This is a genomic window from Vibrio sp. QJM3NY_39, assembly GCF_057785895.1.
In genome coordinates this window covers 747,979-761,358 of the sequence record NZ_CM173506.1, presented here as the reverse complement: position 1 = coordinate 761,358, position 13,380 = coordinate 747,979, and the positions used below count along the sequence as shown (strand labels likewise).

Here is a 13,380-nt window from a genome sequence, read left to right as displayed (position 1 = left end):
CTGAATGCGAAATCAGCCCCCAGAGAACGCATTGCTAACGAAACAATATAAGGAAAGAACCAAACGAAAGAAGCAATAAAGGGCGCATAAAGCGCCCTTCTCTTTGTTAACCTAAAACCACTTCTACCGTGTGCTCACCAGAGGTAAATACCGGTGCTCTGTTGCCTGAAATTAGGTCACCGTTGACCTTCATCTCCACCACACCTTTGCAGACGTTATTAGGGTTAGTGACATGAATATGGTATGTCGCACCACGGAACTGACGACGTACTTTGAACTCTGGCCATTCTGCCGGAATGCATGGATCCACCAGCAAGCCATCCACTTCAGGGCGAACACCCAGAATCCACTGCGTACCCGCTACGTATGTCCAAGAAGACGTACCAGAAAGCCACGCATTACGCCCTAAACCGAACTGTTTGTGCTCGTCACCCAAGATGTTTTGTGGGTAGCAGTAAGGCTCAGATTCGAAGGTATCAATGTCATCATTTTTAGACGCTGGGTTGATTTGACGGTAGTACTCGTACGCACGCTCGCCGTTGCCCATTTTCGCTTCTGCGATCATCACCCAAGGATTAGAGTGCAGGAAGATACCGCCGTTCTCTTTTGCACCTGGTGGGTAAGTTGAAACACCACCTAGCTGTGGATCAAAGCCGTTGTAACCAGGAGTTGAAAGCTTAATGCCATTCGCTGTATTCAGCTTGTTGTAAACAGAATCTAGAGCTTGAGTAGCACGTTCTTGAGTCGCGAAACCAGAGATCACAGGCCAGCTTTGACCGTTGGTGTAAATCTGCCCTTGCTCATTTTTATGAGAGCCGATTGGCAAACCTTGCTCATCAAAGTAACGAACAAACCACTCACCATCCCAGCCGCACTCATTGACCGTACTCTGCATCTGTTGATACTGATCGTTAAACTTAGCTGTCAGTTGCGCTTCACCACGCAACTCACACAAATCCAACATGTCCAGCAGTGCTTTGCCGTACATGTTCGCCACCATCATCGACTCAGCACCCGTTGGCAGGTTCACCGTGTCATTCCAGTCTGCAAAACCTAATAACGGTAGACCGTGTTCGCCAGTATTGGTGTAGGTAAATTCAATTGCGCGGCACAGGTGGTTCCAAACCGTTCCCGTTTCAACTGGGTTGCCCGCTTTGTCTTTTTGATAGAACGGGATCTCTTTATTCAAGAAGTCTGCATTGCCCGTTTCTTTCACATATTGAGTGACCGCGTAGATGATCCACAGGTGATCATCACCGTAGTAATCAGGGCGATCTTCCTCTTCACGTGAGTCACCCGCGTTCGCTTCCATCGTTGATGGGAAGAACTGATGCATCGCAGAACCGTTAATATTCTGAACAGACAACAGACGCTCAATGAACTCACGCGCCTCTTCTGGCATGTGCGTAATTACGCCCAATGTATCTTGCGAAGAATCACGGAAACCAATACCACGAGCACCATAGCCAAGCTGATACAAAGACAGGTAACGAGACCAGTTCTTAGTCGTATGACACTGACGCGGGTTGTGTACGTTAAGCATTGAGTTCATTGCTGGATCTGGTGTTTCAACCTGAACCGCTTGTAGGTAACCATCCCAGTGTTCAGCCAGTTCAGCGAAAGCCGAATCGACAACTTGATGGTCACGGTATTTAGCCAATAGAGGCAATGCTGCTTCTAGGCTCTGCTCTTGTGCGATTTGTACAATCGTACGTTCGGTCTGCTTTGGAGATAACCAACCTAGACGCAGGTTCAGAGCACCAATGTTATCGCCACGCAAGCACTCAGTATTACCCAGCTCATCATTGTTTAGCGCTTCTGGCGCTGCCCATGTACCGTAGCCCAAATTCCCAAGGAACGATTGGCGGTCACCATCAAAAGACGTCGCAGGGCGATCCGCTGTCATCAGGTTCACCGCGTAATCACGCTTCATGAAAGCGTATTGCTCAAGCACGGTATGACCAGACTCTTGCTGATGCGCTTTAAGCGTCATAGTTTGTGGAACCCAGTCTGCGTTTAACAGTTGCTTAAGTGCATCAAAGTGAGTGAACTCATACACGGGTACCACATCAACGTGCAGTGCTTTGTCTGAAATGTTGGTTACTTTGATGTCTTGCAACAGTACTTGGTCAGCTTTTGGCACAAAGAAGGTCGCTTCACAGCGCACACCGAATGCTTCCGCAATAATGGTGGTGTAAGACAAACCCGTATGGTTTTCAAACTTATCCAATGGCTTCAGAGTTGGTGTGTAAAAAGGAGAAAACACTTCTACATTCCCTGCTTCATCACGCACCTTAAGGTATAAGGTCGAGCCTTTGAAATCTGAGTTTGGCAGTTGAGCAATGTACTTGGTGATGCGGTTGAGTGCAGGATCGCCTTTACACAACAACACGCCGCCGTTGCTATCTACAATGCCACCGAAATCTAATGTACCCACATAGTTACACCATTTGATCGGTGTACACGGTGTGGTTGCTACGTATTCTTTGTTTTTATCGTCAAAATATCCGAATTTCATCATCACTATCCCTAGCCCCTCCCAAATCAGGAGGAGCCAAAACAATTTGTCGTAAGTTGGTTGGTGTCAGCTCAATGACTGATTTAAATTGACTGGCTAGCTCGCTAGCGAGTTCTCACTCAGAGCATCGAACAAGTGGAAAGCATCCAAATCCAAATAAAGTGTCAGCTCTTTCACATCGACTTCAGCGGCTTGGGTTTCAACCATCAGCGGTTGACCGCCAATTTCTGTTTTCAGAAGAATGCTTGCGCCCAGTAATTCCTTGTCTTTGATTTTCACAGGGAATGGCAGCACGCGGTCGTGGTCAACTTGCTCGGCACGTAGGTGAATGTCCGTTGGACGAACACCAAAATGCAGCGCTAGGTTCTTAGATGCCAGAGACTTAAAGCGCTCAGGAAGTGGGATATGAACATCGCCAATTTCAACGAAGTACTCACCTTCAGTCTCAGTCAGTTTCGCTTCCAGCATATTCATTGACGGGTTACCAATGAATTGCGCGACAAACTTGTTAGCAGGGCGTTGGAACACCTCAGTTGGCGTACCGACTTGTGCCACATAACCGTCTTTCAGAATCACGATACGATCCGCCAGTGTCATCGCTTCAATCTGATCGTGCGTTACGTAAATCGTGGTCGTTTTTAGTTCACGGTGCAGGTGTTTGATCTCTTCACGCATCACGCCACGCAGTTTGGCATCTAGGTTAGATAACGGCTCATCAAACAAGAAAACCTTAGGAGTACGAACCATCGCACGCCCCATTGCTACACGCTGACGCTGACCACCAGAAAGCTCTTTCGGCTTACGGTTCAGTAGCGGATCAAGCTCTAGCATTTTCGCCGCTTTTAGCACTTCTACGTCGATTTCTGCTTTCGGCATGCCCTTTAATTTTAGAGCGAAAGCGATGTTCTCGTACACCGTCATATGTGGGTACAGAGCGTAGCTTTGGAATACCATTGCTAAGTCACGGTCTTTCGCGTCAACTTTGTTCATCAACTTACCGCCAACTACGATGTCACCAGAGCTGATGCTTTCAAGGCCAGCAAGCATGCGTAGCGTTGTCGATTTACCACAGCCAGATGGGCCAAGGAAAACCACGAACTCGCCGTCTTCAACCGTAAAATCAAACTCTTTTACAACCTCAACATCACCGAATGATTTCTTGATGTTCTTAAATTCTACTTTAGCCATTATCTGTTCTCCTCAGCGCGCTCTAGAAGCATATTTCGGTACGCAATTGCGCTCTGTTTCAATGTTCTTTCTTGGGTGGTGTAGTCAACGTGGACGATACCAAAACGCTGGCAGTAGCCAAATGCCCACTCAAAGTTATCCATCAGACTCCAAGCGAAGTAACCGTCGACTTTCACACCCGCTTCAACCGCGTTGTGAACCGCTTCGATATGACCTTGGAAATAACGAACTCGTTGCTCGTCCATCACTTGGCCGTTTACACGTTCGTCGTTGCCCGCAGCACCATTTTCAGTTATGTAGATAGGTGGCATATTTTCGTAGCGAGCATCCAGTCTGACCAATAAGTCGGTTAAACCTTGTGGGTTAATCTCCCAGCCAATGTAAGTGTGTTCAGCTTCAATTTGTTTCACCGATTCAATATCGCCGTTCTCGTTGAAGCGAGCGACATTGCGTGTGTAATAATTGATGCCGATGTAATCAACCGGTGCGCTGATGATGTCGAGATCGCCTTCTAGAATCATAGGCATGTTTATCGCTTGGCGTTCAACCACCAACTGTGGGTATTCGCCCTTCAATACTGGGTCGATGAACCAGTGGTAGTTTTCCGCTTCACAGTAATCTGCTGCCGCTTGGTCTTGTGGTGTGAACGGGTAAGCCGGGGTCGCATTGAATACCACACCATGCTTGGCATGAGGGGCATTCTTGCGAAGAATCGGCATAGCCAAACCATGTGCCAGCATTAGGTGGTGAGACGCTAGGTAGCCCTCTTTTTCACCCTTGATACCTGGTGCGTGTTCGCCCCAGCGGTAGCCTAGGAATGCAGACACAAACGGTTCATTGAGCGTGGTGTACACATCGATGTTGTCACCAAAGTATTTACTCACCACTTCTGCGTATTCTGCGAATTTGTAAGACGTTTCTCGGTTTAGCCAGCCACCCTTATCTTCAAGGTATTGCGGAAGATCCCAGTGATAAAGCGTCACATACACCTTCATTCCACGAGCATGGCACTCATCAATAATTTGCTCGTAAAACTCTAGGCCTTGCTGGTTCACGACACCGTCTTGTGGCAGGATGCGCGGCCATGCAATAGAGAGACGGTAAGCATCAACGCCTAGGCCTTGAATCATTTCGATATCTTGTTGCCACAAATGGTAGTGGTCACAAGCCACATCACCACTGTCGCCGTTATCGACCTTACCTGGCGTCTTACAAAATGTGTCCCAGATAGACGGTGTACGACCGCCCTCTTCAACGCCGCCTTCAATTTGGTATGAAGATGTCGCGACACCGAATACAAATTCCTTACTGCGTAACTTTGAATCACTTGGAAGTTGATATTTATTCATTGTTATTACCCTTAGACCTAACCTTTGACTGCGCCGGACGTTAAACCACTGATCATTTGTTTCGATGCGAACAAGTAAGTAATCACGAGTGGTAAAATTGAAATTGTAGTACCTAGCATCACCGCGCCCCATGGCGTATTTGGAATGCCTTGAACGCTTCGTAGCGCCTGTGTAATCACGTAATTATCTGGGTTGTTAAGCACCACTAGAGGCTGCATAAACATGTTCCAGAAGAAAACGAATTGAACGATAGCCAGTGTTGCTAATGCGGGCTTCATCAGTGGCAATACCACACTCCAGTACGTTCTAAACTCACCAGCACCATCCAGTTTTGCGGCTTCCAATAGCTCTTTAGGAATCGATGCAATCACGTGCTGACGCATCAGGAAGATACCAAATGGTGTCGTTGTGAACGGCAGCCACACCGCCATATGGTTGTCTAACAAGCCTAGGAATTTCACGATCATGAAGTAAGGGATCAAGCTAAGCACAGGCGGAATCGCCATTGAGCCAACCAGCATGCCGAACAACACGTTCTTACCGCGGAACTTAAACACAGCAAACGCGTAACCACCCATGCTACAAAACAGCAGCGATATGGTGGTGCCTAAGAAAGCCACGTAAATCGAGTTAAACATCGCTTTCCAAAACGGCATGATTTCAAGCAATTTGGCGTAGTTAATCGCCAGGCTATCGCCAATCGCAAAGCTAATGCCCGTGCCGAAAATTTCAGAACGGTCACGCGTTGATAGCAGTGCCGACCATACAAATGGAAAGACTGTAATCAGCGCTGAAACAACCAGTAAGATGCCTAACATGACCATCAAGATCTTAGTCAGAATGTACATGCTGCGTTCGCTTGGCATCAGTCCACTTAGTGGTGAGGCATTTGTCTTAATTGATGTCGACATCTTAATGTTCCCCTAAGCCTTTCTTACCGAAGAGTAAAAATTGAACCAATGTACAAGTCGCGATGAGTGCAAACAGTAACCATGAGATAGCTGATGCTGTGCCCATTTCTAGCCATTCCCAGCCCACTTTGTAGAGGTACATCGAGATAGTTAAACCAGATTGGCCAGTACCGCCTGTACCACGTGTTAGTACGAACGGTTCTTCAAACATTTGCAGGTTACCGATGATGGTCATCGTGATAGCAAAGAAGATGAATGGACGAATCATTGGTAGTGAAATGTTCCAGAAGCGGCGGAAGGCATTGGCACCATCCATACGTGCAGCTTCTAAGATGTCTTTAGGGATCGTCATTAAACCTGTGGTGTAAAGGACGATGTTAAAACCGGTGTATTTCCAGAAAACCATGATCGCGATAGACGGCTTCACCATAGTGGCATCGTCTAACCAACGGATTGGTTGGAAATCGTTAACCCAAGCAAATGCCCAACCAAACAGCGTGCTATCGGCCAGAGCCATCAGCGTTTGGTTAATGATTCCTGAGTTAGGAGAGTACATGTTGAAGAAAATCAGTGACGCTGCGACCGTTGAAGTGATAAACGGTAAAAAGTACGCTGATGTTAGCCAGTGACGCATGCGATCACCCATAGAAACCAACATGTAAGCCACTGGAATAGCAACTAAATGCTGAGCCACACCTGACGTGATAGCTAACCAAAACGTATTCTTCAATGAACGCCATAACCACGGGTCAGTCAAGGCAATATGATAGTTCTCAAAACCAACGAACTCCATTGCATCCATGCCTCTTACCGGGTTCCACTCGTGGAACGACAGGTAAACGGAGAACAACAGCGGGAAGATCCCAAATACAGAAAAAATGATCAGAAACGGCAGAAGAAATCCATACGGTGTAAGCGCTTTCAAATTTAGACGAGAAAAAAGACTTTTATCCGCAGGTTCCATCGTTGTGCTCGCTGTATGATTCATAGTAACGACCTCTTAAAAAAAGGAAGCGCGTTATCCACGCTTCCTCACTTACTTAAAGTAAAAATAAATTACAAACTGCGTGTGCGACGCTTGATTAGACGTTCAGCCTCTTTCAACGCTGTCTTGATATCTTTACCTTCATCAAGCACTTCCATTAACGCGTTCTCCAAAATTATAGAACGTGCAACGTGATCGCCTTGTGCTGGAGATACTGGTTTGATATTTTGCGCAACTTCAGCAAAAAGAAGACGTGCTTTTTGTCCGCCAAGGAACTCCATCTCCTCTTGGAAAAGCTCATCGTCATACGTGGTTACGTTAGAAGGGAAGGCCGCGATAGTCTCAAAGGCACCCAGCTGAACATCACGATCAGTCGTCATGTATTCAATAAGAGCCCACGCTTCATCTGGGTTGTCCGATTGAGTTGGAATAGAAAGGAATGAACCACCCCAGCTTCCGTAGATACCATCTGGAAGGTTAGAGACTGCCCATTTACCCGCAGTATCTGGAGCCATCCAGTTTTGAAGGTGACCCAATAGCCATGCGCCAGATAATTGAGTTGCTAACGTACCGTTACGGAAGCCTTCGTACCATTCGTTAGACCAAGCCAGAATGCGGCCGTCTAAGCCTTTGTCGCGAATCTCTTTTGCTACTTCAAAAGCGTGAACAAAACGCTCTGATGTCACCACTGGGTTACCATCTTTATCAAAATAAAGGCCTTCACCCTCAGGAACCGTCGTGAAGATAATGGCTTGTGCAACATCTGATGCTGAAGCGATAAGTTGTACGTTTTGCTCTTTCAGTTTTTCACCAGCAGCGATGTATGAATCCCAATCTTTGATTGCTTCATTCACATCAATGCCCGCTTTTTCGAATACGTCGGTACGGTAGTACATAACACCTGGACCTAGGTCGACAGGGATACCATACATATCGCCGTCAGCGCCTTTGCCTTGTGCCCATGCGTAAGGTGCGAATCGTTCTTCGTACTTATCTGCACCGTAGTTTTCAGACAAGTTAACTAGGCCGCCAGAACCCACGAATGGACCAATTTTCTCAACGTCGACAACAATCACATCACCCGCACCAGAACCCGTTGCAAGGTTCGTTGTCAGTTTCGTGTGGTGGTCACCGTGGTTGTTCATTAGGTAATCAACTTTGATACCCGTTTCCTTTTCGAAATCAGGCAGTAATACCTTTAGGCTGCTATCGAAATCAGGGAAACCGTCGAAACGAATTTCTTTGTCTGCTGCATTTGCAGCTGTTGTACCTAATCCTAAAGCAACCGCGCATGAAAGCGCTAAGGTCTTAAATTTCATGTTCTATCCTTAATATTTTTATAGGGTAACTGGTAAATCCGATACCGAGTTTCTAATAACCAACGTCGGCAGCAATTTAAAGTTCACGTCATGTTTTATTTTTTTTAGCTTCTGTAGAGTGAGCTGTACTGCTTCAACGCTCATCTCTTCAATAGGGAAATTAATGGTGGTCAAACTAGGGGTCAGATAGCGCGCGAAGATGGTGTTATCGAAGCCCACCAGTGATACATCTTTAGGAACAGACAGCCCCTCTTGATGCAACACCTCGAAGGCGCCAAATGCCATGTGATCATTCGAAGCAAATACTGCTGTGAAATGACACTTACGATTTATCAGCTTCTTCATCGCACTGATGCCAGTCTCTTCAGTAAAGCCCGCTTCCGAGACTAATGCTTCATCGTATGGCACTCCCGCTTCTTCCAAGGCCTTTCGATACCCCTGCAAACGCCCCCTAGCATCTGCTTTATCTAAAGGCCCGGTAATACACGCGATATCTGTATGTCCCTTTTGCAATAGATATTGAGTAGCGAGTAGCCCCCCGACTTCGTTATCAATATCAATGCAACTCATCGCCATTTCTGGGATGAAGCGGTTAATTAAAACCACAGGGGTCCCCTGTTCTTCCAATTCAATTAAATAGTCATCACTGAGCAGTTGAGTGTGAAGAATCAAAGCATCAACACGACGCCCCAATAGAAACTCCACCGACTCGCGCTGCCCTTGTTCGGTGTTCGAGCCCGCCGCAACAACAGCGTGGTAACCAAAGCGGCGTAGGTTTTCTTCTATGCTATGCAAGATGCCTGAATAGAAAGAGCCACCAAGCTCTGGAACAACAACGCCAACACTCCCGGTACGACTTGACGCCAAAGCTTGAGCGATAGAGTTTGGGCGATAACCCAATTCTTTGATCGCTTTTTCAACCTTTAGCTTCTTGTCATGACTGACTCTACTGGTGCCATTAATGACTCTAGACACTGTCGCCTGAGACACACCTGCATGTTCTGATACGTGTTTAATTGTTGCCACTCGAACCTCGATACTTCATTAGCTTGTAACCGCTTACAAAACGATTATTAAAGAAAGGCGTCTTGGTTGAAGTGAGTGTCATCACACTAAAGTTGGAGGTAAAAAGGCCAGTTGTGGAAATCATGAAAGCGCTTACAGATTAACTTCACGCCATGAAACTGTTTCATGAGATTATTGTTCATATTATCAAGATGGCGCTCGGTTACTTGTTCGTCAGATCAAACAAGCCCGCCTAAATCCATTTTTTGAAAACGTTATTTGATGATGAATCCGCAGCTGACGGCAATATACACGGGGAAAGTGACCTTGTTATTTCAATGGCCTTTCGAAATTGTATGAGAACATTTCACGGTAATTTTTAGCTCAAAGCCTTTTCATCAGAAAAAACCAGATACGAAAACGCCCAGCGGAAGGCTGGGCGTGAAATCATGGAAGAAATTAACTGGCTCTAATCTTTGTGATTAGATGATTCCGCTAACTTAAACTCTTGAGTTAATGAGAATTGCTGTTGCGACATGGTTTCAAGCTGTTGACCGTGGGAAAAAAGCACTTGGGAACGTTGCGAGTTATCTTCAGCCAAGGTGTGTATCTGGCTGATATTTTGAGTGACTTGAGAGGCAACGACTTGATGCTCTGTCGTCGCGGTCGCAATTTGATGGCTTCTTTGCTCTACTTCGTTGAGAAGATCAGACACTGTCGATATCGAGTGATTAACTTCGCCGGTTTGTTCTACGCATTGAATCATCCCCTCCACGCACTGATTGATCTGTTCAACCGCCAGTTTAGAGCTAGTTTGCAACTGCTCGATCTTGTTGTGTATCTCTTGCGTTGATGCATTGGTTTTGGCTGCTAACACTCGAACCTCATCCGCAACTACAGAGAAACCACGCCCTTGTTCTCCCGCTCGCGCGGCTTCTATTGCCGCATTCAACGCCAGTAGATTGGTTTGCTCAGAGATCCCAGATATCACATCCAGAATGGATCCAATACTGGCGCTTTCGCTTTCAAGCTGACCAATGGTCGCCGTTGATTCCGCCAGCTTATTTTCTAGGCTGCCCATCAATTCGACGCTTTTATTCATGGTCTTTTGCCCATCACTGGAACTGGATACCGCTTCGGTCACTAGCGTTAGAGTTTGGTTGGCCGCCTGAGTGATCTCCGTCACTGAGCACTCAATTTGTTCCATCGCTGTCGCTACCATCACCGTTTGATTGGTTTGTTCTTGCATCGCTTCACTCAGAGAACGGCTGGTGCTTTGGTTTTCAAGGGAAGCTTCCTTTAAACGTGTTGAGGAGTGGCGCATGTTGTCAATCATTTGGGTCAGGTGACTGATCACCAAATTGACTTTATCGCTCACCAAACCAAATTCATTATTGGCTTGATAGTGAACCATCACGCTCAAGTCTTTTTTGGCGACTTGGTCTAGTGCACTTTGCAGTAATTTACTTGGCTTGCGAATCCCTTTAGCGATGTTCAGCCCGATTAGCAGCGCAATAAAAACCGACCCAATAGCAATGATGGCCTGCATCAACAGTGCTTGATGAGAGAAGTCCATCGACTCGTGATATAAACGTTTAGCCGTGTCTTCCGCATACATAGAAAGCTCATCAAAATGGCTTAACTGCACATCAATAAGCTGTTCGATCTCCACTCTTTGCTGAGCAATGCTCTCATGTAGCTTCACGGCTTCCATATGCGTTGACACAGCTCCTTGCGCTGAAAATACATGTGAAGCGAGCAATGATAAAGACTGTTTACTGCGGCGTAGCAAAGACGAGTCCAGATTATCCAAGTCTGATACAGCTTGTTCGAATCGCTCTTTACGACTTTGAAGACGACGCTCAACACCACGAACCTCCGATGAAGTTTGCAGAGAAAAAGCCTCATTGGCTTCTGCCGCAATCAAGCTCAACTGAACCAACAAGGCTTCTACCGCTTTTTGCGTGTTACCCGAACTCGTACTCGCCAGTTGATTCACCAAGGTATTGTTGAGTTGACCCACTACCGATTGAAATTGTGCCTGCTCCATCGAACCGAGATCTTTACTATCCAAATAAGAAACGTAAAGCTCTAATACCTGCTCTATCTTATCAATGGTGGCAACACCCGTTTCATCAATATTCTCGAGTATGGATTCAAGTGGTGAGCCCGATTCAGCCTTGCCATCAAACCAATTTAACTGCTGCTGATATCGCTCGATATTACTCAAAACGGTTTGTTTCAGTGGTTCGAGTTCATCAATGTAATTGGCGGATAAATAGGGAGTAGTGCTGCGATTAATGTCCAAAAAACTAATAGTGAGCGTGGAGGATTGGATCATTAAAGGGGTGGCTTGTTGGGTTATGGTTTCGATGTGTGAGGTTATGTTCTTGTTGCTGTTAATACTCAACCATGCGCTACCAAGCATGATCACTATCAGCGTGAAGAAACCTAAATAAACTCGAGACACGATGGAAGAAAGTCTCATCGTTATTCCTTGATCTAGTGGCGAAAAAAAGGGCACAAAAATGTGCCCAAGAATGGAGTTAATTGAAACGTGCCCTAATCAATCTGCCTTTAGGGCTAAAATGGACAGTATTACTTACTCTTTAAAAGCATAGGTATTTCAACGTATGCTCTTAACAAGCATGGATATTCAAAAGTATGGCTCTTTGAAAATATGCCTAATTCAAAGAGCTATTGTTTCTAGCTTGTGATTACCACCAAGCTTCAAACATTGCGCCGAACGCAAGTGTATCTGCAGTAACCGTTTCAGTTGTGCCTTTAGTCTCCACATCACCCACTGTTGTGTAGAAACGTAGCATTGGACGACTCCAAGGTAGACCACCAAGTGATACGTTTTGAGATAGCGTGACTTTCCAACCGTTTTTCTCAGAACCATCATCACGATCTTCCATCGCATAGCCCGCTTCTAACCATGTAGAATGCGTGTCATCCCATTGGTACTGTGGACGAACGATACCAGCGTATTCGCTCTGCTCTGTTGCATCGTCACCAGAGATGTCTTTATACGATATAAGGTAATCAATAATGAATTGATCGCTCGTTGCGTAGTTACCTTCTAAACTTACATAGATAACTTGCTTATCGCCCGCTAACTCAAATACTGAGTTGTCAGCACCGTCAGCGTATTTAGCAACTAACTTGTTGGAATCACCTAAGCCAAGAGTTGCACCGATTTGCCATGCATTTTCATCGCTTACTTTATTCCCGATAGTATCGGCTTCTTCAGACGCGAAACCATAGTTAGCATACAAATCTAGGTTGCCAATACCAGCATTGATGCCGTGAAGTTTCGACGTAATACCATAACGGCCTGAATCATTACCTAGAGCACCGTCTTCGCTATCAACCGCACCAACAAAACCCATATCTAGCTTAATGCCACCAAGGTTTAAGTTGTTAAAGCCCGCACCTTGACCATCGTGAGACATCCAGAAGTAATCGTTCAAACCTTGTTGTGGGCGCTGATGGAAATCACGACCAGCCCATGCGTATAGCTCAGGTTGGCTCTCAACGAAATTAGTGACACCAGCGTACATTTTCTTCAAGTTTACGCCGCCAGAAGAACCCCACTGATCGTTGTTCCAATCATCAAGCATGAGCACTACGTCCCACTTCGCGCCGCTATCTGCTTGGAAAATTTTTCCTAATTGAAACTCACCGCCGTTGGCTTCGTTACCTAAACGACCAAGAGAGCGGCCTGAGCTACCAACTTCAACATAGCGATTGTCTCCATCCGAGTAATGTGCGCCGTAACGAGCGTAACCAGAGAATACAATCCCTTCTGGCACTTTCGTGTCTGGAGTCAAAACTGCTGGCTGTTGATCGTTAACATAATCAATTTCAACAACCTTAGATTCTAACTCTTGGATTCGTTTTTCTAATGCTTCGATATTAGTATCAGCAGCAAAAGAAGAGAGTGAAGCAAGCGATGCCGCCACTGCGACCGTTATTGGCAAAAGCTTAAATTTTTGCATTGTATTTCCCTATTATTTTTTTGAGTTTTCATCGAACAGAGAAATATTAAGCAATGAAAGAGTTGAAAAGTTGGTCGCTGTTCACATTGATAAATCAGCTTAAA

The 13,380-nt window shown here is 45.9% G+C and carries 9 protein-coding genes; all 9 read right to left on the bottom strand.

Annotation, left to right across the window (positions count from 1 at the left end; all coding sequences use genetic code 11):
* Positions 1-106: 106 nt before the first annotated feature.
* Positions 107-2,521, bottom strand: a complete 2,415-nt coding sequence (locus tag AC3CHU_RS19300; protein ID WP_488526217.1) for a glycoside hydrolase family 94 protein — start codon at positions 2,519-2,521, stop codon at positions 107-109.
* Positions 2,522-2,614: 93 nt separating this feature from the next.
* Positions 2,615-3,706 carry an ABC transporter ATP-binding protein gene (locus AC3CHU_RS19295; protein ID WP_488526216.1) on the bottom strand — a complete coding sequence of 364 codons (1,092 nt, stop codon included), beginning with the start codon at positions 3,704-3,706 and terminating at the stop codon, positions 2,615-2,617.
* Positions 3,706-5,055, bottom strand: coding sequence for a GH1 family beta-glucosidase (locus AC3CHU_RS19290; protein ID WP_488526215.1), 1,350 nt, complete (start codon positions 5,053-5,055; stop codon positions 3,706-3,708). The genes AC3CHU_RS19295 and AC3CHU_RS19290 overlap by 1 nt, the downstream gene beginning before the upstream one ends.
* A gap of 17 nt (positions 5,056-5,072) precedes the next feature.
* Positions 5,073-5,921 carry a carbohydrate ABC transporter permease gene (locus tag AC3CHU_RS19285; RefSeq protein ID WP_017077012.1) on the bottom strand — a complete coding sequence of 283 codons (849 nt, stop codon included), beginning with the start codon at positions 5,919-5,921 and terminating at the stop codon, positions 5,073-5,075.
* A 46-nt stretch (positions 5,922-5,967) separates the two neighbouring features.
* Positions 5,968-6,954, bottom strand: a complete 987-nt coding sequence (locus tag AC3CHU_RS19280) for a carbohydrate ABC transporter permease (protein ID WP_102551672.1) — start codon at positions 6,952-6,954, stop codon at positions 5,968-5,970.
* A gap of 68 nt (positions 6,955-7,022) precedes the next feature.
* Complete coding sequence (locus AC3CHU_RS19275) at positions 7,023-8,270, bottom strand: ABC transporter substrate-binding protein (protein ID WP_065206436.1); 1,248 nt, start codon at positions 8,268-8,270, stop codon at positions 7,023-7,025.
* 18 nt (positions 8,271-8,288) lie between these two features.
* The gene (locus AC3CHU_RS19270) at positions 8,289-9,296 is read right to left on the bottom strand and encodes a LacI family DNA-binding transcriptional regulator (RefSeq protein ID WP_102551670.1); all 1,008 of its coding nucleotides are present in this window, start codon (positions 9,294-9,296) and stop codon (positions 8,289-8,291) included.
* Positions 9,297-9,744: 448 nt separating this feature from the next.
* On the bottom strand, positions 9,745-11,763 hold the full coding sequence (locus AC3CHU_RS19265; RefSeq protein WP_488526214.1) for a methyl-accepting chemotaxis protein: 2,019 nt from the start codon (positions 11,761-11,763) through the stop codon (positions 9,745-9,747).
* Between the two features lie 229 nt (positions 11,764-11,992).
* Positions 11,993-13,276 carry a carbohydrate porin gene (locus AC3CHU_RS19260; RefSeq protein WP_102445631.1) on the bottom strand — a complete coding sequence of 428 codons (1,284 nt, stop codon included), beginning with the start codon at positions 13,274-13,276 and terminating at the stop codon, positions 11,993-11,995.
* Positions 13,277-13,380: the final 104 nt, after the last annotated feature.